The organism is Martelella sp. UBA3392 (assembly GCF_002358775.1).
GTDB classification, from domain to species: Bacteria; Pseudomonadota; Alphaproteobacteria; order Rhizobiales; family Rhizobiaceae; genus Martelella; species Martelella mediterranea.
The window spans coordinates 48,556-67,830 of record NZ_DEPM01000309.1; the positions used below are offsets into that span (position 1 = coordinate 48,556).

A 19,275-nucleotide genomic window follows, 5' to 3' on the forward strand; every position below is an offset into this window, starting at 1 on the left:
GGCGCGGATGGTGAGCCAGTGGTTTGGGCGGCCACCTCAGGAGGCGGCGTTACCACCCGGGGAGATGTTGCGGAGCACCGACAGGAGGGCCGAATGATCCTTGTCGGCCAGGCCCTGCGACAGGCCGGCATTCATGAGCTGGATTGTCGAGGCCGTATTGGGAAGCGAAAAATCGAGCGAACGGGCGACGTCATGGGCGATGTTGAGATCCTTGCGGTGCAGGCGCATCGCAAATCCGGGTTCGAACGCGCCGTCGATCATCCGTTGGCCGTGAACCTCGAGAATGCGCGACTGGGCAAAGCCGCCCATCAGCGCATCCCGCACTTTCGCCACGTCCGCGCCCGCGCGCTCGGCCAGCAGGAACGCCTCGGAGACGGCTTCGATCGTGAGTCCGACAATAACCTGGTTGGCAACCTTGCAGACCTGTCCGGCGCCGACATCACCGACCCGGGTGATGTTCTTGCCCATCAGTTTCAGCACCGGCAGAGCGCGTTCGAAATCAGCCTCGCTGCCGCCGGCCATGATCGAGAGCGATGCCGCCCGCGCGCCGACATCGCCGCCCGAGACCGGGGCATCGAGATAGCCTGCGCCCATGTCCTTGATACGGCGCGCGAATTCTTTGGTGGCAACTGGCGAAATCGAGCTCATGTCGATGACAAGGCTGCCTTCCGTCAGCGTTTCGGCAACACCGTCAGGGCCGAACAGAACCGCTTCGACATCCGGGGTGTCGGGCAACATTAAAATGACGATATCGGCGTCCTTCGCCGCTTCTGCCGGAGACGATGCGGCGACGGCGCCGCGTTCGAGAAGGTATTCGGACACGGGCTTGATGCGGCTGCACCGCGTCTGGATGCCCGCCGCCAGAATGTGTTCGACCATGGGGCGTCCCATGGTGCCGAGACCAATGAATGCCAACTGCATGCTACTCTCCCTTGTTCATCACAGCGAAAATGGTGATCATCATTATAAAATTTGTCAATTTTGAAATCATGTCACTGGTCGCATCGTGGTAGTGACAGGCTCATTTCCGTGCCTTGTTGTTGCCATATCTCACGATATGAAATCGCCCTGAATCATATGAAAAGACGCCTTAAAATACTGAAAAAAGGAAATTTGAGATAAACCTGTTCCGGATGGGGAAGAGGCCTCATGCCGCGTTTCCTTTCATTGATGGAGCGAACGTATAAGGTTCAATACCCATTACAACTATTGACAATTTACGTCAAATCAAACTAGAGGTCGATCATGCGCTGCGGGCACGTACGAGACTGTCCCGGAATGCCCATCGAGGAAAATGCACGGAGGAGTTTTCGATGCCTGTGATGAATGAAGATATGCGCGTGAAGCTGATGTCGATCTCGACAGCCACGCTGACGACAGTGCTGTTTAAGCGCGGTTTCCGGAACACCTTCATCTGTGGGTCGGGCCTGATCAACCCTGACGCCCCGCGCATGGTCGGGCCAGCTTATACGCTGCGCTATATCCCTGCGCGCGAAGATCTCGATGACATCAAGGTGTTCGAGGACCGCGAACATCCGCAGCGCAAGGCCATCGAGGAATGCCCCGCCGGCGCGGTGATGGTCATCGACAGCCGCAAGGATCCTTCGGCCGCCTCGGCCGGCGGTATTCTCGTCACCCGACTTTACAAGCGCGGTGTTGCCGGCATCGTCACCGATGGCGGCTTCCGCGATACGCCCGACATCGCCAAGCTGCCCTTTCCGTCCTACCATCGGACGCCCTCCGCCCCGACCAATCTGATCCGCCATCACGCAACTGACATAAATGTACCGATTGGCTGCGGCGATGTTCCCGTCTTCCCCGGTGACATCATTGTCGGCGATCAGGAAGGTGTGGTAGTTATTCCCCAGCATATTGCGCAGGAAGTCGCAGACGAGGCGTTCGAGCAGACCGCTTTCGAGGACTTCGTATATGAGAAAGTTGTGGAAGGTTCGTCAATTTTTGGTATCTATCCGCCCGATGAAGAAGCGCAGAAGGCTTTCGGCGACTGGCGGCAGAAAAACGGACGCTAAACCGGAAAGAAGGCATGGCAGCGACCTTGGATGAAGAACAGTCGGAAACGCATATAAACGGTCGCATGAGCGGCGTCGTCTACGAGAAGATCGTTGAACTGATCGCCAGCAATGTGTTTCCGGTCAAGAGTCGCCTTCCCTCCGAAATGGATCTGTCGGAGCGGTTCGAGGCCTCGCGTCCTGTTGTTCGAGAGGCCTTGCAGCGCTTGCGCGATGACGGGCTGATCGTCTCCCGTCAGGGGTCCGGTTCCTATGTTCAGCGGCGGCCCGATGTCGAGGTGCTGCAACTGGTGCCGGTGGGGTCGCTCGCCGATGTTCAGCGCTGCTTCGAGTTCCGGGCGGGCCTTGAGCCCGCAACGGCGGCGCTGGCAGCGCTTCGGCGCGATAACGAGGATCTCGCGCGCATCGATGAGGCGATGGCCGTGCTGGACAAGTGCGTTGCCGAAGGACGGCTCGGGGCCGAGGAAGATTTCGAGCTGCACAATGCCATCGCGATCGCGACGAAAAATCACTATCACAGTTCCATCGAGGCTTCGCTGCGTTCACACGTCATCGCCGGTATGAATGTCACCAGGAGCCTGAGCATGCGCCGGTCCGAGCCGCATCTCCGCGCCGTCCAGCAGGAACATGAGATGATCGTGAAGGCGATCAAGGCGCAGAAGGAAGATGACGCCTTTGACGCCATGAAGAACCATATCGTCAATGCCAGAAAGCGCATGTTCGAGGGCATCTGAGGCAACGGCCCAGAGGCGGGCTGCGTCTCAAAACGGCGCATTCAGAAAATTATCGATATTTGCCGGATCGAGCGCGTGGAACGCGATGACCATGCGGTGTCTGTAGGTCTCTCCGGCCCGAATGAGCTGCGGCTTGAAGGACGGCGTGTTCGGGGTGTTGGGATAAAGCTGGGTTTCCAGCGCCACCGCGTCATGGGCGTTGTAGATCGCGCCGCCCTTGCCTTTCAGCCCCGACCATAGATTGGCGGTAAAAAGCTGGACGCCGGGTTGGTCGGTTGAAAGCGCCAGCGCGCGTCCGCTTGAGGGATCGGCCAGTCTGACAACTTCCCCCAGCGCTTCCGGCGCTTTCCGGTCAAGGCAGAGATTGTGGGCGTAACCGCGTCCAAGCCGGTCTATGCCCTCGCCGATCTCCCGTGCCTGCGTGAAATCAAACGGCGTGTCTGTGACAGACATCATCCGCCCATCGGGCGCTCCATCCGCCCGTTTGGGGAGATAGTGATCGGCGGCAATCCTGAGACGGTGGCACCGCACGGAACCCGAGCCATGGCCGCGAAGGTTCCAGTAGCCGTGGAAAAGCATGTTGAGATAGGTGTCACGGTCTGAGTGCGCCGTCATTTCGATCGTCAGTTCGCGGTTTTCGCTCAGCCCATATTCGACTGCCGCGCGCACGCGGCCGGGCCATCCCTGGTCGCCGTCGGGGCTTTCCAGCGACAGGCGGATCGTACCGGCGTCGATCTTGTCGCCGCTCCAGAACCGGGTTCCGAAATTGCCGGCCCCGCCATGCATGCTGTGCGGTGGCCTGTTGGCCGACAGGGCGTATGTCTTTCCGCCGATCTCGACCTTGGCGTCGCTGATGATGTTGCCATAGCGACCCAGAACCGCGCCCATGGTTCCGCCGCGTGCCGCATAATCTTCCGCACTGTCCATGCCGGGCGCGACATCGGCAATGCTGCCGTCACTCGCCGGCACGAGGCACCTGGTCAGCCGGGCGCCATATTCGGAGACTTCAATCGTCAGGCCGCCACGGGAGATCGTTAATTGCTGTTCGGCGGGCGTTCTGTTTTCTTTATTCATGCACGATCGATCTTTCTGAGCTGGCCTCGTGACAGGTATTGTCCGATCTGAACCTTATCTTTACAAATATTGACAATAATCGCAATATTCATATAAAAACAATCAATTGAAACAAGCGGAGACAGGCCTCATGCCCGAAATTGGTCAGATGAATATCGGAATTGTGGGCGGGTCCGGGCGTGTCGGGACGGCTCTGCGGCGCGAGCTGTCGAAAAGGGTGAGGTCGATCCGCGTCCTGGACCTGAACGCCCCGTCCGAACTCGCTGAAAACGAGGAATTCCGCGCCGTCGACATGCTGGACCAGGCCTCGCTCGAGACGGCTTTTGCCGGTTTGGACGGGCTTGTTCACCTCGCCGGTATCCCCAGGGAAGCGTCGCTTGACGATATTCTGGAAATCAATGTGCGCGGAACTTCCACTGTTTACGAGGCCGCGCGGGTCGCCGGCATCGGCCGGATCGTGCTCGGGTCCAGTAATCATGCCGTCGGGTTTTATCCCCGCACCACCCGGGTTTCGCCGGAAAGTCCGATGCGGCCGGACGGGCTTTACGGTCTGTCAAAATGCTGGAGCGAACTTCTGGCAGGACTCTATTACGACAAATACGGACTCAGGAGTTTCATTATCCGCATCGGCAATTCGGCCGATCGTCCAAAGACGCCGCGTGCTCTGGAAATCTGGGTCAGCCCGGCGGACCTGCGGCAACTGGTTCTCATCGGTCTGACCCACGAAGACGTCGATGTCACGACCGTATTCGGCGTTTCGAAGGGCGGCGGAAGCTGGTGGGACAATTCCGCGGCAGAAAAGCTTGGCTACGCTCCCGTTGACATGATTGTCGAACGCGCCGCACCCGAAGCTTTTGCCGAAAGCGATGAAAGCGAGGTCGAGGCGTTCTATCAGGGCGGGAGGTTTGTTGCCACCGACTACCAGGGCCCCATACGTATTCGCTAGAGCATTTCGCAGTCAGGTGGAATCACCTGACGTCCGCGAAAATGCGCCAAAACAAATAGATAGAGCATTTCTGGTGATTCTGTTTTCACCGGAAATGCTCTAGCGGAGGCGAGGCGGCTTTCCCACGAGGGCGCTGAAAAAGAGGGTCGGGAAAGAGGATGTCGGTTTTTTAGCTGAAAAGCCTGCCGCGCTTTTATCGGCCATTCCGAGCGGAAATCATGGTTCAAGGGCGAAAAAGGCCGGGGAGCATTCCCCGGCCGTATTTGCTGGCGATTCTGAAACGGCTATTTGTCGCCGGTTCTTTTCAGCCGGAGGCGCGAACCGCGGCGCAGACGCGTCTGGAAGTAGACACATTCATCGACCGTGCCCGGCTCGTAGGCGCCATCATTCTGGGGCATGTCCGAGACGTTGCGCTCGCTCGGATATCTGGCGATCTCCTCCTCGACCAGTTCCACGCCGAGCCCCGGCGCGTCCGGCACGGGCAGATGGCCGTCCTCGACCTTCAGCACCGGATCGACAACCTCATAGCGGCCCTGCCAGTCGAACTCGACACGCTCGAGCATGAGCGCGTTCGGGATGGTGGCCATGACGTGCAGCGCGGCAAATTCCGCGACGGGTCCGAGCGAGCCGGAATGCGGCGCCATGGTGATGTAGTTCGACTCGGCCATGGCCGCCATCTTGCGCATCTGGGTGATGCCGCCGGCGCGGCCGGTATCCGGCTGGATCACATCGACGAGCTGGCGCTGGACGTAGGGACGGATGCCGTAGATCGTGCTGACCCGCTCGCCGGCAGCCAGCGGTATCGCCACCTGATCGCGCACCCGTTCCAGAGCGTCGAGATTTTCCGGCGCGATCGGGTCCTCGTAGAACAGAAGGTCGTGCTGCTCGAGTTCGCGGCCCACCAGGATCGCGTCGCGCGTGGTCATCCAGGATGGCCCATGGGCATCGACCATCAGATCAATATCGGGTCCGATCGTATCGCGGATCGCCCCGACGAGGTCGAGGTCGACAGCGCCGGTGAAGCCAACCTTCACGGCCTTGTAGCCGCGCTCCAGCAATTCGCGGGCGCGTTCCGGTTTCTTGGCGTGGCCATAGACCTGAATGCGATCGCGGAACCTTCCGCCGAGAAGGTTCCAGACAGGCTGGCCGAGTGCCTTGCCCTTGATGTCCCATAGCGCCATTTCAATACCGGTGAGCGCGCCCCCGCCCACGGTTCCAACCATGCCGTGCCCCATCGAGCCCACGAACAGGCGTTGCCACAGTCGGTCGATGTCGCGGGGATCTTCGCCGATCAGGATGGAGCGATAATCAAGGACGGCGCGCTCGATGACGCGCGGCCAGCCCGAGCACTCGCCGATGCCGCTGATGCCTTCATCCGTCTCTATCCTGACGAACAGCCAGTTGCGCGATCCGCGAAACGAGCCCTCGGCACCGCTCAGGCCGGGCCGGGCGCCAACCTGCATCAGATAGGTTTTGATATCGGTAATTTTCATGAAACGTCCTCAGTTTGCTTCCTGATAGCGGAAACGCTGCGCCATGCCGCGTCGGCGCGGATCGGCGGACGGCACGGCAGATAGAAGAGCCTTGGTGTAATCGTGCTGCGGATTGGTGCAGACCTCTTCCGTGTCGCCGGTCTCGACGATCCGCCCCTTGTACATGACGGCGAGACGATCACAGAAATAGCGGATGACGGCAATGTCGTGGCTGATCAGGATGTAGCTGAGATGCAGCTTGTCCTGAAGATCGAGCAGCAGGTCGAGAATCTGCGTGCGCAGGCTGACATCGAGCGCCGATGTCGCCTCATCCGCGATGATGATCCGCGGATTGGGCGCAATCGCGCGGGCAATGGAGATGCGCTGACGCTGGCCGCCCGAAAAGGCATGCGGAAAGCGCGAATAGGCAAGCGTCGGCAGGCCTACAAGTTCGAGCAGTTCCATCACCCGGTCGCGTATCTGCGCGGTTGTCAGCTTGCCTTCGACCACCAGCGGCTCGGCGATGATCTGCCCGACCGTCATGCGCGGGTTGAGCGAGGCGAAGGGGTCCTGGAACACGGTGCGAATATCGCGCCAATAGGGCTTGAGCTGGTTGTCGCCGAGCGGCGCCAGATCGGTCGTCCTGCCCTCGGCATTGGTGTAAAGCACGCGACCATCGGTGACATTGTAAACGCGCTGCAGGCAGCGCCCCAGCGTGGTCTTGCCCGAGCCGCTCTCGCCGACAATGCCGAGATTTTCGCCGGTGCGGAGCTCGAGACTGGCGGTATCGACGCCAACAATGCTGCCGCGCTTGCGCCCCAGAAAGCCGTGATTGTAGTAGAATTCCTTGCGGATACCGTCCGAAACCAGGCACGGCGCTCCCACCGGGCGACTTTCGCGCATGGCTAGGCGGCGCTGCGAGGGATTGTCGAGTTCGCGCACCGCCGACAGCAAGCGCTTGGTATAGTCGTGCTGCGGGTTTTCGAAGATCGCGTGAACATCGCCGCGCTCGACCACCTTGCCGAAGCGCATCACCGCGATCTCGTCGGCGATTTCCGCCACCACGCCCATGTCATGCGTGATGAACAGCACGGCCATGTTGCTGGATTTCTGCAGCGAGCGGATCAGCGCCAGGATTTCGGCCTGGATGGTCACGTCCAGCGCCGTGGTCGGCTCGTCGGCGATCAGCACCGACGGATTGCAGGCGAGCGCCATGGCGATCATCGCCCGCTGCCGCATGCCGCCTGAATATTCGAAGGGGTAGGCGTCGATGGCGGTCTCGGGTCGCGGAATTTCGACCTTGCGCAGCAGTTCGAGCGTGCGCAGGCGCGCCTCCTTCTTGCTGACATGCTCGTGCAGGCGGATCGCTTCGCCAATCTGGTCGCCAATCCGGTGAACCGGCGAGAGCGAACTCATCGGCTCCTGAAAGATCATCGCGATATCGCGGCCGCGGATGTTGCGGATCGCCTGCGATTTGGGGTCGAGCTGGACAAGGTCGATTACCTCTTCCTCCCCGCTGCCCTTGGCCGTGCGGTGTCGGTGGAGCAGGATCTGGCCCCCGGCGATCCGGCCGGGCTTGTCCACGATCTGCAGGATCGACCGCGACATCACGCTCTTGCCTGAGCCGCTTTCGCCGACGACGCAAAGCGTCTTGCCGGCATGAAGTTCGATCGAGACATCGTCCACGGCGCGAAAGTTCTGCTCGCGGCCGGGAAACTCCGTCGTCAGGTTCTTGATCTCGAGAACGGTCTCTTCGTTCGACTGGGTCATGTGCAAACTCGCTTCAATGCGTGACCTGGGAATACGGATCGGCGGCATCCCGCAGACCGTCACCGAGGAAGTTGAGCGCCAGAACGGCAAGGCAGACCGCACCGCCCGGCGCGAACAGCCACGGGGCCTGCGCGATCGAGCGGACATTCTGCGCTTCCTTCAGGAGAACGCCCCAGGAAATCGTCGGCGGCATCAGTCCCAGTCCGAGAAAGGAGAGGGAGGTCTCGGCAATGATCATGACCGGGATTGCCAGCGTCACCGAGGCGATGATGTGGCTGACCATGGAGGGCATCATGTGCCGGAAGATGATGCGCCCCTGACTGCCGCCGTCAAGCCGGGCGGCGGTGACGAAATCCTCGGTTCGGAGCGCCAGAAAGCGCCCGCGCACCACGCGTGCCAGTTCCGTCCAGGCGACCAATGAAAGGATTACCGTGATCGCGAAATAGCGGGTCAAGGGTGACCAGCTTTGCGGCAAGGCCGCGCTTAAGCCCAGCCAGATGGGTATGGTCGGCAGTGCCAGGATAAGCTCGACGACGCGCTGGATCAGCATGTCGATCCGTCCGCCGAAATAGCCCGATATACCGCCGAGCAGCAGACCGAGAAAGAGGCTCAGTCCGACGCCGATAAGCCCGATCGACATGGAGATACGGGTGCCGTAGATGATGCGGCTCAGCATGTCGCGGCCAAGCCGGTCCGCGCCCAGAAGGTAGAAGCGTTCTGCGCTGTCTGCCGGGGCGATCAGATGGCGCTCCATGGGAATGAGGCCCCAGAGCTCGTAGGCTTCGCCCTTGCCGAAGATGTTTATGTAGATCTTCTTGTCCGGATTGGCCGTATAGGTCGTCTGCAGCGTGAACGGGTCACGCTTGAAATCCATGCCTGTGACATAGGGGCGGATGCGCCAGCCGCCATCCTCGCTAGCATCAATGAAGTGCAGCGCCTGTGGCGGGTGGAAGATGTTGGCGGACGATGTCTGGTTCGGCGCGAACGGCGCCAGGAATTCCGCAAAGATCGCGATCAGATAGAACAGGCTGACGATCACGAGGCCCGTCATGGCCAGCTTGTGACGCCGGAAGGTGAGCCAGATCAGACGCCATTGGGACGCCTGGTCCTCCTTGGCGGTGACGATGGAGCGGGGGTCGAGAGATGCTTCGTCTGTCATGGGGTCACCGGTAGCGAATGCGCGGGTCGATGAGCGCGAGAAGGATGTCGGAGACGAGCATTCCCACGATCGACAGGCAGCAAAGAAGAAGGATGAAGGCGCCGGCGAGATACATGTCCTGCGCCAGGAGCGCTTGCAGCATCAGCGGGCCGGCGGTTGGCAGCGAGAGCACGAAGGCGGTGATGACCGCGCCGGAAATCAACTGCGGAAAGGCCCAGCCAATGGTCGACACAAAGGGGTTGATTGCGATGCGCACCGGATATTTCAGGATCAACTGCCACTCCGACAGGCCCTTTGCGCGGGCGGTCGTTACATAGGGGCGGTGAAGCTCATCCAGCAGATTGGCGCGCATGACGCGGACAAGACTTGCCGTGGCACTGGTGCCCAGAATGATGACGGGTATCCAGATGTGCTTGGCGAGGTCGATGAGCTTGCCCCAGCTCCATGGGGCGTCTTGATACTGATCGGAAAACAGGCCCGAGACATCGGCCCCGAAATGGACGACCGCGACATACATGAGCACCAGCGCGAACAGGAAGTTCGGCGTTGCAAGGCCGATGAAGCCGATCGTTGAAAAGACATAATCGCCGATCGAATATTTTCGGACGGCGGAATAGATGCCGATCGGCAAGGCCAGCGCCCAGGTGAAAGCGAGCGTCGACAGCGCCAGCGTCACCGAAAGCGCCATGCGTTCCCAGATCAGCGTGGAGACGGGTTGCTGCCACTCGAAGGAAATGCCGAAGTCGCCGTGAAGGACGCCCGAGATCCAGTGCCAGTACTGGACAAGGAATGGCTGGTCGAAGCCATAGCGCTCACGCAGCGCGTCGAGCCGCGCCTGATCGACGACATCGCCCGATGCCGCCAGCGTTGCCGCGAAGGTGGTCAGATAATCGCCCGGCGGCGCGGTGATCAGTGCGAAGGCGATCAGCGAGACCGCGAACAGGAACGGTATCGACCAGAATATCCTGCGCAGGATGTATGCAAAAAGCATTTCGGCGCTCTCTCATGCTAGGGTGCTAAACGGCGGCGCCCTCATTCGGCCGCCGCCGTTCGGTTCAGGATTCTTACGGCTGTTTTGCCCAGAACCAGGTCTGGGGCAGTGTCGGTGACGGCGTTGCGTAGTACCAGGAACTCGGCATGGACTCAGGCACGTTGCGCAATCCGTTCTTGACGATGCCATAGGTCGGGACAGCCTTGGAGAGGCCGATCACCTCGAATTCCTCAGCCGCGATGTCGCCGACCTGCTGCATCAGTTCGATACGCTTCTGTGGATCGGCTGTCGCGCGGGCCTGATCGTAAAGTTCGAGGCGCTTCTTCACGCTCTCGGGCGGCTCTTCGCCCTTTTCTCCGCCGCTCTGGTACCAGTCACGCCAGGCAATGCCCCAGCGGCTGTCGTGGTGAACCGGAACGATATGCTGAGGAATCTGGCCGGGAACCCAGCTCTGTTCTGCATTCCAGATGGCGGCATCGTGATCGTTGGCGACGGAGCTGCGCTCATAGAAGAAGGTGCGTTCCAGCGGGTTGACGTCGACATCGACGCCGATCTCCTGCCACTGCTGTTCCATCAGTTGCAAAGCGTCGACCCACATGGGATCGAAGGTTGGGATCACGTCGATCTGAAACTTGACGGGGGTGCCGTCCTGCATGAGACGGGTGCCGTCGGGGCCGCGTTGGTCGAGACCGAGGCCGTCAAGCAGCGCATTGGCCTGCTCCGGGTCATAATCCAGATATTGCGTTGCAAGTTTCTCGTGAAAGTAGGGATGGTCCTCGAAAGGCCCCTGCTGCCATGCTTCGCCATCGCCGAGCATGACCGTATCGATGATCTCCTGGCGGTCCATCCCCAGCGAAAGCGCGACCCTGAAGTCCTTTTGCCGGAAGAGCTCCCGCCATTTCGGATCCTTGTGGGTCAGGTTGAGATTGACCACCATGTTCGAACCGCCCGGAGGGGCCGCTTCAAAGAAATGGTAGTCACCAGCCTCCCGGTTTTCCGCCAGAACGGGCCTGTTGGACGGCGGGTCGATGTGGCGGAGACCGAAATCGATGCGTCCGCCGATGACCGCCAGAATGAGGCTTTCGACATCCTGATCAATGGAGCCGACGAGCTGGTCGATATAGGGAAGCTGGTTGCCGTCCGTATCGATCTGCCAGAAATAGGGGTTGCGCTCCATAACCACCCGCGTCGCGCCGCCGACATAGGGCTCCTTGACCACCCAGGGGTCGAGCGTCGGCCTGTCAGGGTTGCCCCAGCGCGCCGGAATTTCCAGGTCTCCGCATTTCTGCAGGAACAGGTTCTGCCAGTCGGTTGCGCCATTTTCGGCGATGGCCTCATCGATGGCTTCGTTGTAATCCGGGTGAAACTGCGAGCAATAATGCTTGGAGTAAAGCACGGGATGCTGCCCGAGCGGGCTGGCGAGCTCCGCCAGGAAATCGCCGTAGGGCTGCGTGAAGGTGAAGCGCACCGTGTGCTCGTCAAGCTTTTCCACGCTGACCGGGCTGCCGTCGGTTGTATAGCGCAGCGGGGTTGGCGCGAATTCGTCGTTGAGAACCAGGTCCTCCATGTTGAACAGCACGTCGTCGGCGGTGAACGGGGTGCCGTCGGACCACTTCATCCCCTCGCGCAGGTGAAAGGTGAAGACCTTTGCATCCTCGCCGACTTCGAAGCTTTCTGCCACGTTCGGAACGATTTCGGTATATTGCGGGTCCCAGCGCACAAGCCCCTGGGGACCGACCACGCGGAGAATGTGATTGTGGTCGGAACTGCCGCGCAGGCCGATCCGCAACTCGCCGCCATAGGTGCCGATTTCATCGAGCGGCTTGATGACCTCGGCGTGCGTGCCCGTCCGTTCGGCCACCGGCGGCAGTTCGCCGGCATCGACCATCTCTTTCAGTTGCGGCGCTTGCCCTGTGGCTTCCTCCGCATGGGGCGAACCCGTCGCCAATGCCAAGGCCAACGCGGCGGAGCCTGCCAGCCAAAGAGCCCGCCGTTTGCCGGCGGGCAGCCCTTTCATTTCCGGTAAAGTCATTTTTTCCTCCCTTTCTGATTGTTGACCACCGCGCCGGCTCCTCCCGCCATCGCGGCCCCAAATACAAAACAGCCCGTCAATGGGTAAGGAACAAAATTACAAATGTCAACAAATTAGGAGTAAAGTGAACAATAATGACGAAAGCCTAAAAATCTCACGGTCCGAGCAGAAAACCGCGTGTTTTTCTTCGCTTTCACGGACTTTTCCAGCGTTTTCGATTCCGCATCGGCGCGGCGTGTGGCAAATCGTCCGGCCCGGATGGCAGCGATTTGTCAATAGCTGTAGACGGAAGGGCGCTTGCGGACGGGCATGATCCGCTGCGAACGTCGGCTATGTCCGAACCCGGAAAGGGCGGGCGGGAACACAATCCGCCCAACCCAATTCAGGAGCGTAGCGCAGCGCCAAGCCTGCGCATCTCGGTCGCAACATAGTCGACCACATCGTCCAGGCTCATGGCCTCGTCGTGCGACCAGACGCTGAAGGCGTGCGCCTCGATGCGGGCGGAGAGTTCGGCCAGAACCTGCGCCAGAAAAGCCGAGTCGGGGCCGAGGCGGGCTTCGAGCAGGTCCGCGATCTGCCGTGTGATCTGCTCCCGCGAGGCGAGAAATGCCCGCCTGAGCGCCGGGTGCCGCTCTGCCGCGTCGCTGATTGCCCGGATGCGCACCCTGTTGGTGTCGTTGATGCCGATGAGATCGCTTAGAAGCCATGCGAGGTCTTCCACAAGGGGGCCGTTCGATGCGGAAAACCGTTCTGCGCTTTCCTTGTCCATCTCCAGCGGCGGTCCGAGCGCGGCCGCTTCCTTGTTGGCGTAGTAGTTGAAGAAGGTTCGCCTGCTGATGCCGGCCTCATCCGCGATCATCTCGGTGGAGACCTGATCGAGGCCGTGCCTGCTGATCAACCTGAGCGTTGCGAGCTGGATGTCCCGCAAGGTCTGAAGGCGTCGGCGATCACGCAGGCTTGATTGGCTCGGCGTCGACATTATCTTTATTGCCCTTAGTGCATGTTTTGCATAGTGTGCAATAGTGATCTTTTCCTTCTCACAGATCAACATCATTTTCACCAGTCGTTCAATGTCGAGGACATCATGCCGAATCCGGTCTCAAGCTTTCTCGCCCTCATTCTGGTAGCCTGTGCTGTCGCCGCGGCCCCCGCCGCGGCCCAGCAGCAGATGCCACCGAAAAAGGTTGGCGTGATCGAACTGAAGCGCGAGAATGTCCCGCGTATCGTCACCCTGCCCGGGCGCGCTGTTGCCGTGCAGCGGGTTGGCATACGTCCGCGCGTCAGCGGTACGGTCACCGAAATCCTGTACCGGGAAGGCACGACGCTGGAAGCCGGCGATCCGATGTTCCGGATCGATGACACGACTTACCAGGCCGCCCTCGCGAGCGCGGAAGCCGATGTCAGCGCCGCGACGGCCGCGCAGTCGCAGGCGCGTCTGGCCTATGAACGCGCTGACCGCCTGGTCGGGCAGGGCCTGTCGCAGGCGGAGCTGGAAAGCCGGAAGGCGGACCTTGAACGGGCCACGGCACAGCTGAAGGCGGCCGAGGCGGCCCTTGACGTTGCGCGCGCGGAACTTGGCTGGACGACGGTGAGAAGCCCGATCGACGGCGTTGCCAGCGTTGCAACCGTCTCCATCGGCGACCTCGTCTCCGCAGCGCAGGCGGATGCGCTGGCAACCGTCATCCAGCTCGACCCCATCGATGTCGATATGTACGAACCATCGACGCGGATCCTCCGGGTTGTTGACGACATCGAGGCCGGGCTTCTTGATGTGCACGACACGCTCAGCGCAAGCCTGACGCTCGAAAACGGGCGCAGCTATGATTTCGAGGGCGAGCTGCTGTCGCCCGGCTTTACCGTTTCAATGTCCACCGGCGCCGTCGACCGGCGGTTTCGCTTCGACAATCCGGATCATCTGCTGCTGCCTGGCATGTTCGTACGCGGCAGCATGGAAATCGGCACCATGAATGCCATTCTGGTGTCCCAGTCGGCCGCGACCCGCGATCGCTCCGGCCAGTTGACGGCCTGGGTGCTGGAGGATGGCAAGGCCGCGCAGCGCAAGCTTGTCGAGACCGGAACCTATCAGAACCAGTGGATCGTGGTCGAGGGCGTCAGGGCCGGCGACCAACTGATCGTCGACGGGTTCCAGAATCTGCGCGTCGGGATGGATGTCGTGCCGGTTGCCGTGGAATACGACGCTGCCGGCGTAATACGCGAGCAGTCCGCCGACGCCGGTTCATCCCAGCCCCCCTCCCAGAGCGAGTAACGCCCAATGGCCCGCTTCTTCATCTACCGCCCGGTCTTCGCCTGGGTGCTGGCGATTGTCGTGATGCTTGCCGGCGTTGTTGGTCTGTCGTCGCTTCCCATCCAGCAATACCCGCAGATCTCGCCGACAACCGTCAGCATCCGCGCCAACTATACCGGTGCTTCGGCGCAAATCGTCGAGGCCTCGGTCACCACGGTGATCGAGGATGCCATGACGGGGCTGGAAGGCCTGCTTTACATGACATCCTCCTCATCGCCGGGCAGCGCTCAGGTGACGCTGACCTTTGATGACAGCGTCGATCCCGATATCGCTCAGGTGCAGGTGCAGAACAAGCTTCAGCTCGTCTCGTCGCAACTGCCCGACACCGTGCAGCGCAGCGGCGTCAATGTCGCGCGCTCCACGTCTTCGATCCTGCTTGTCGGCGCCATAACATCGCGTGATGGCCGTTTCTCCACGCCGGAGCTCGGCGACATTCTTGCGCAGGTCATTGAGGATCCGGTCAAGCGTACGCCGGGTGTCGGCTCGATCAACACCTTCGGTTCAGGCTATGCCATGCGCATCTGGCTCGATCCGATGAAGATGATGCAGTACCAGGTGACGCCTGCGGACGTGACGGCGGCCGTGGCCGAACAGAACACCAATGTCACCGTTGGCGATCTCGGCAGCCAACCCGCGCCGGACGGTCAGCGGCTGACGCTCTCACTGTCGTCGCAATCGCAGTTTTCCTCCGTCGACGAGTTCGAAAGCATTCTCCTGAGGGTCGATGCCGATGGCTCGACCGTTTTCCTTGGCGACGTGGCGCGGATCGAGATCGGGCAGGAGAGCTACGGCATGTCCGCGCGGTTCAACGGCGCGCCGTCGAGCGGCTTTGCCGTCAACCTCGCCACCGGCGCCAATGCGGTGGATACCGCCGCAGCCGTGCGCGCGACCATTGACGGCCTGTCCTCCGCGCTGCCGGAAGGGGTGGAGGTCGTCTACCCTTACGATACCTCGCCCTTCATCGAAAAATCGATCGGGCAGGTCTATGCAACGCTGGGAGAAGCCGTTCTTCTGGTGTTTCTGGTCATTCTCGTCTTCCTGCAAAGCTGGCGGGCAACGCTTATTCCGGTGGTCGCCATTCCGGTCGTGCTCTTGGGCACGTTCGCCGTGATGGCTGCAACCGGCTTTACCATCAACACGCTGACGATGTTCGCCATGGTGCTGGCGATCGGACTTCTGGTGGACGATGCCATCGTGGTGGTCGAGAATGTCGAGCGCGTGATGGAGGAGACCGGCAAGAACGCCGTCGAGGCGACCGAGCAGAGCATGGGTGAAATCACCTCGGCGCTGGTCGGCATCGTGCTGGTGCTGTCCGCAGTATTCCTGCCGATGGCCTTCATGGCGGGCGCCACGGGCATCATCTATCGCCAGTTCTCGATCACGATCGTCACGGCCATGGTGCTGTCGCTCGGCGTCGCGCTGATCCTGACGCCGGCCATGTGCGCCACGCTGCTCAAGCCGAGAAAGCCTGATGAGGTATGGTTTGCGCCGGCCCGGTGGTTCAATGTCGGGCTTGACCGCGCAACGGGCGGCTATGGCGCGGTGGTCGGGAAGCTTGTCAAGCGGCCCTTCCGTCTTGTGCTGCTGCTCATCGCATTGAGCTGGGCCGTTCTGGCGCTCTACGAAAAACTGCCAAGCTCCTTCCTGCCGCAGGAGGATCAGGGTGTTCTGCTGGCTATGGTGCAGACGCCCGAGGGCTCTACGGCGACCCAGACGCAGGCTCTGGTGGATGACGTCGAGCGCTATCTGGTCGAGCAGGAAGCCGCCACGGTGGATTCCGTCTTTTCCGTGCTCGGTTTCAGCTTTGGCGGATCGGGGCAGAACAATGCGATGGTGTTCATCAAGCTGAAGGAATACGAGGACCGGCAGGGCCATGGCGCTGCCGAACTGGTCAACCGCACCAACGGCTATTTCTACACGCAGGGCCGCGCCGGTACGGTCTATGTCCTGCAGCCGCCGGCCATTCCCGGCATGGGAGCGTCTTCCGGCTTCGAAATGTATCTTGTCGACCAGTCCGGCGAGGGGCAGGCGGCCCTTGCTGCCGCGGCCGATACGCTTGTCGAGGAGGTTGCGCAGGATGGCCGGGTCACAAGCCTTCGCGGTAATGACGATCCGTTCAAGACCTCGCTCCGGCTTGATATCGACCAGCAGAAGGCCGCCGCCTTCGGTCTGTCGATCTCGGATGTCAATTCCATGCTTTCCGTCATCTTCGCGGGCCGCGACGTGAACGACTTCGCGCTCGGCTCCGAACTGCGGCCGGTGATCGTGCAGGGCGAGGGCTTTGCCCGCAGCCAGCCAGAGGATATCGAACTCTGGCATGCCCGCAATTCGGCCGGCGAAATGGTCTCCTTCGGCGCCATTGCCGAGCAGGTATGGGATCAGGAGCCGGCCAATCTCACTCGCTATGGCGGCACCCGCGCCATGCAGTTGAGCGGCGCCCCCGCACTTGGCGTTTCCTCCGGCGACGCGATGCTGGCGATGGAGGAAATGGTGGCCGAGCTTCCCGGCGGGTTTGGCACGGCATGGACCGGCATTTCCTATCAGGAGCGGCTTTCGGGCAATCAGGCGCCGATGCTGTTTGCGCTCTCGGCGCTGGTCGTGTTCCTGGCGCTGGCAGCCCTTTACGAAAGCTGGACGGTGCCGCTAGCGGTGATCATGACCGTGCCGATCGGCATTCTCGGCGCGGTTGTCGCCTCGCTGCTGCTCGGTCAGGCCAATGATGTCTACTTCAAGGTCGGCCTGTTGACGACGATCGGCCTTGCCGCCCGAAATGCGATCCTGATCGTGGAGTTCGCCCAATCGCTGGTGAAGCAGGGCGTTCCACTTCTCGAGGCGGCAACGCGCGCCTCCAAGATGCGCCTGCGCCCGATCCTGATGACCACCTTCGCCTTCATGCTTGGCGTCATGCCGCTGGCGCTTGCGACCGGGGCCGGGGCGGGCGCCCAGCGCTCGATCGGCATCGGCGTCCTCGGCGGCATGGCCTCCTCGGCGATCATCGGCATCTTCCTCGTCGCGGTCTTCTATGTCGCGGTGCTGACCGTCGTGGAGAAGGTGACGCGGCGGCGCGGTTCTGCCTAGCGGACACAGAGCGTTTCGATCATTGGTCGAAGCGTTCGTTCACGGTTTGAGAGGCGCCAAGCCTCTCCGAGGCGTGACGTCGCTTCGTCGGGTTGCCATGAAGGATGATACTGAATGAGGAGCCATGAGGATTGTCGGCCCGATCGGCGCTGGCGTTGTCTGGCTTTGATGGGGGCGAGTCAAAAGCGGGCTACGCTCGCCGCCGCCACCCGTTTATTCGGATCCGCCTTTTTCGGCCTGGGCCTTCGGCTTGGACCAGAGGGGCTGTTCCCGGTTAGCTTCCAGGGCGGCACCTGCCGCAATCATGGCTTGGACCGTGTCTTCTTCATAACCAAGGTTTTTCAGGATCTCGCTCGTGTCCTCGCCAAGAAGAGGTGGGGCGTCGGCGCGGCCTTCGTTGCGCAGAAGCGACGGGAGCGGGAAATCGGGCGTGGTGAAATCATAGTCGCCGAAGCCGAATTCCGAGAGCTTGTCGCCGGCCATGGCCTGCGGTGCATCCAGCACCCTGTCGGTGGACAGGATCTCGGTGAAACCGACGCCATGTCTGGCGAGCTTTCCCGTCAGCGCCTCGAAATCATGCGCGGCAACCGCGTCGGCCACCAGTTTTTCGACGCGCGGACGCTCGCGTCTGCGGTCGCGCAGGCCGGCAAGCGCGGGATCGGGAGCAATGCCCGCCGCGGCGCAGAACTTGCGCCAGTGGTCATCGGTCAGCATCACGAGATAGACCCAGCGCCCGTCGCGGGTCTCGTATGCGCCGTAGCCGGGAATGCTGAATTCCGCCGAGGGTTCGGTCTCCGGCCGGCCGAGAAGCTGCGACTTGAGCTGGACGCCGAGCAGGTCGCGCGCGGCGATGTGTAGCCCGGTCTCGTAAAGGCCGAGTTCGATATTGCGTTTGGCGGGGTCGTCAGACAGCAGCGCCGAGAGAACGGCGATCACGGCATAACAGCCCGCGAACTGATCGTGATAGGAGGGGCCGAGCCGGGACGGGCGACCATCGACGCGGTTGGAAAACATCACGCCCGTCGCCGCTTCGGCGATCGGGTTCGACGCCACCTCTTCGGCAAGCGGGCCCTCGCCATAGCCCTTGATGTGGCAGAAGATGATGTCGGGATTGAGCCTGATGCAATCCTGATAGGTCGCGCCGAGCTTGCGGGCCGCGGACGGCGAGAGGTTATGAAGGATGATGTCGCAATCCGCCACCAGCCGGTTGAAGACCTCGCGCCCCTGATCCGACTGAAGATCGAGGCACAGGCTCTTCTTGCCGCGGTTGAAGGCGAGATAGCTGCCGCTCGGACCGCCGCGCACCAGCTTGCGGGTGGTCTCACCGGCCGGCGGTTCGATTTTGATCACCGTTGCGCCCAGCTGCTGAAGAATGTGCGTGGCGAAGGGGGCCGCGATCATGCTGCCCAGTTCCAGAACCTTCTTGCCCGTCAATACGCCGCTTTCCATGCAATCCTCCCTCGTTGCGCCGCGCGTCAGAAGCGCGGAATTGCGCAATGTCTGTCAGGTCCGGCGCTTTTTGACAAGATTAAAATGCATTATTTTATCCCGGAGTAGTCTCTACGACCTTCATTGGAGGGTCGAAGAACCGCCTAATCGGTTATGATATGTCAGATTTTGAGTGATATCTGACTGTAGAAATCATGAAAAAAGAAAATAAGATGCATTTTCTGTTGACCTGCTG

Annotated in this window: 14 protein-coding genes; 5 read left to right on the top strand and 9 right to left on the bottom strand. The window is 61.2% G+C overall.

Annotated elements, in window-relative coordinates:
- Positions 1-36 precede the first annotated feature (36 nt).
- A complete protein-coding gene (locus tag B4E36_RS24150; protein WP_292057590.1) occupies positions 37-921 on the bottom strand; it encodes a 2-hydroxy-3-oxopropionate reductase in 885 nt (294 codons plus the stop codon).
- Between the two features lie 392 nt (positions 922-1,313).
- Here B4E36_RS24150 and B4E36_RS24155 point away from each other — a divergent pair, with 392 nt between their 5' ends.
- Together B4E36_RS24155 and B4E36_RS24160 are read left to right on the top strand one after the other, a co-directional pair.
- Positions 1,314-2,030 (top strand): ribonuclease activity regulator RraA, encoded by a 717-nt coding sequence (locus B4E36_RS24155; RefSeq protein WP_292057592.1) that lies wholly within the window; start codon positions 1,314-1,316, stop codon positions 2,028-2,030.
- A gap of 14 nt (positions 2,031-2,044) precedes the next feature.
- A complete protein-coding gene (locus B4E36_RS24160) occupies positions 2,045-2,764 on the top strand; it encodes a FadR/GntR family transcriptional regulator (protein WP_292057594.1) in 720 nt (239 codons plus the stop codon).
- Between the two features lie 27 nt (positions 2,765-2,791).
- Here the strand turns inward: B4E36_RS24160 and B4E36_RS24165 are convergent, their stop codons facing one another.
- Positions 2,792-3,838 carry an aldose epimerase family protein gene (locus B4E36_RS24165; protein ID WP_292057595.1) on the bottom strand — a complete coding sequence of 349 codons (1,047 nt, stop codon included), beginning with the start codon at positions 3,836-3,838 and terminating at the stop codon, positions 2,792-2,794.
- Between the two features lie 130 nt (positions 3,839-3,968).
- Here B4E36_RS24165 and B4E36_RS24170 point away from each other — a divergent pair, with 130 nt between their 5' ends.
- Positions 3,969-4,784, top strand: coding sequence for an NAD-dependent epimerase/dehydratase family protein (locus B4E36_RS24170; RefSeq protein WP_292057597.1), 816 nt, complete (start codon positions 3,969-3,971; stop codon positions 4,782-4,784).
- Positions 4,785-5,068: 284 nt separating this feature from the next.
- Here B4E36_RS24170 and B4E36_RS24175 read toward each other — a convergent pair whose 3' ends face one another.
- The 6 genes from B4E36_RS24175 to B4E36_RS24200 form a co-directional block, all read right to left on the bottom strand.
- Positions 5,069-6,277 carry a mandelate racemase/muconate lactonizing enzyme family protein gene (locus B4E36_RS24175; RefSeq protein WP_292057599.1) on the bottom strand — a complete coding sequence of 403 codons (1,209 nt, stop codon included), beginning with the start codon at positions 6,275-6,277 and terminating at the stop codon, positions 5,069-5,071.
- A gap of 9 nt (positions 6,278-6,286) precedes the next feature.
- The gene (locus B4E36_RS24180; RefSeq protein WP_292057602.1) at positions 6,287-8,026 is read right to left on the bottom strand and encodes a dipeptide ABC transporter ATP-binding protein; all 1,740 of its coding nucleotides are present in this window, start codon (positions 8,024-8,026) and stop codon (positions 6,287-6,289) included.
- Positions 8,027-8,039: 13 nt separating this feature from the next.
- Positions 8,040-9,185 carry an ABC transporter permease gene (locus B4E36_RS24185; protein ID WP_018066248.1) on the bottom strand — a complete coding sequence of 382 codons (1,146 nt, stop codon included), beginning with the start codon at positions 9,183-9,185 and terminating at the stop codon, positions 8,040-8,042.
- Between the two features lie 4 nt (positions 9,186-9,189).
- Positions 9,190-10,176, bottom strand: coding sequence for an ABC transporter permease (locus tag B4E36_RS24190; RefSeq protein ID WP_018066249.1), 987 nt, complete (start codon positions 10,174-10,176; stop codon positions 9,190-9,192).
- 73 nt (positions 10,177-10,249) lie between these two features.
- Positions 10,250-12,208 (bottom strand): ABC transporter substrate-binding protein, encoded by a 1,959-nt coding sequence (locus tag B4E36_RS24195; protein ID WP_292057608.1) that lies wholly within the window; start codon positions 12,206-12,208, stop codon positions 10,250-10,252.
- A gap of 382 nt (positions 12,209-12,590) precedes the next feature.
- Positions 12,591-13,187 carry a TetR/AcrR family transcriptional regulator gene (locus B4E36_RS24200; protein WP_018066251.1) on the bottom strand — a complete coding sequence of 199 codons (597 nt, stop codon included), beginning with the start codon at positions 13,185-13,187 and terminating at the stop codon, positions 12,591-12,593.
- Positions 13,188-13,292: 105 nt separating this feature from the next.
- On the opposite strand from B4E36_RS24200, the gene B4E36_RS24205 reads away from it, so the two are divergent.
- Positions 13,293-14,474: an efflux RND transporter periplasmic adaptor subunit gene (locus tag B4E36_RS24205; RefSeq protein WP_292057614.1), complete on the top strand. Its 1,182-nt coding sequence runs from the start codon at positions 13,293-13,295 to the stop codon at positions 14,472-14,474.
- A gap of 6 nt (positions 14,475-14,480) precedes the next feature.
- A complete protein-coding gene (locus tag B4E36_RS24210; protein WP_292057616.1) occupies positions 14,481-17,591 on the top strand; it encodes an efflux RND transporter permease subunit in 3,111 nt (1,036 codons plus the stop codon).
- A gap of 213 nt (positions 17,592-17,804) precedes the next feature.
- Here B4E36_RS24210 and B4E36_RS24215 read toward each other — a convergent pair whose 3' ends face one another.
- A complete protein-coding gene (locus tag B4E36_RS24215) occupies positions 17,805-19,040 on the bottom strand; it encodes a CaiB/BaiF CoA transferase family protein (RefSeq protein WP_292057619.1) in 1,236 nt (411 codons plus the stop codon).
- Between the last annotated feature and the right edge of the window lie 235 nt (positions 19,041-19,275).

Excerpts from the sequence above, each read along its gene's own strand:
- B4E36_RS24160 (WP_292057594.1), top strand. The coding sequence starts at position 2,045 with ATGGCAGCGACCTTGGATGAAGAACAGTCGGAAACGCATATAAACGGT.
- B4E36_RS24200 (WP_018066251.1), bottom strand. The coding sequence starts at position 13,187 with ATGTCGACGCCGAGCCAATCAAGCCTGCGTGATCGCCGACGCCTTCAG.
- B4E36_RS24215 (WP_292057619.1), bottom strand. The coding sequence starts at position 19,040 with ATGGAAAGCGGCGTATTGACGGGCAAGAAGGTTCTGGAACTGGGCAGC.
- B4E36_RS24195 (WP_292057608.1), bottom strand. The coding sequence starts at position 12,208 with ATGACTTTACCGGAAATGAAAGGGCTGCCCGCCGGCAAACGGCGGGCT.
- B4E36_RS24190 (WP_018066249.1), bottom strand. The coding sequence starts at position 10,176 with ATGCTTTTTGCATACATCCTGCGCAGGATATTCTGGTCGATACCGTTC.
- B4E36_RS24175 (WP_292057599.1), bottom strand. The coding sequence starts at position 6,277 with ATGAAAATTACCGATATCAAAACCTATCTGATGCAGGTTGGCGCCCGG.
- B4E36_RS24185 (WP_018066248.1), bottom strand. The coding sequence starts at position 9,185 with ATGACAGACGAAGCATCTCTCGACCCCCGCTCCATCGTCACCGCCAAG.
- B4E36_RS24170 (WP_292057597.1), top strand. The coding sequence starts at position 3,969 with ATGCCCGAAATTGGTCAGATGAATATCGGAATTGTGGGCGGGTCCGGG.
- B4E36_RS24155 (WP_292057592.1), top strand. The coding sequence starts at position 1,314 with ATGCCTGTGATGAATGAAGATATGCGCGTGAAGCTGATGTCGATCTCG.
- B4E36_RS24165 (WP_292057595.1), bottom strand. The coding sequence starts at position 3,838 with ATGAATAAAGAAAACAGAACGCCCGCCGAACAGCAATTAACGATCTCC.
- B4E36_RS24205 (WP_292057614.1), top strand. The coding sequence starts at position 13,293 with ATGCCGAATCCGGTCTCAAGCTTTCTCGCCCTCATTCTGGTAGCCTGT.
- B4E36_RS24180 (WP_292057602.1), bottom strand. The coding sequence starts at position 8,026 with ATGACCCAGTCGAACGAAGAGACCGTTCTCGAGATCAAGAACCTGACG.
- B4E36_RS24210 (WP_292057616.1), top strand. The coding sequence starts at position 14,481 with ATGGCCCGCTTCTTCATCTACCGCCCGGTCTTCGCCTGGGTGCTGGCG.
- B4E36_RS24150 (WP_292057590.1), bottom strand. The coding sequence starts at position 921 with ATGCAGTTGGCATTCATTGGTCTCGGCACCATGGGACGCCCCATGGTC.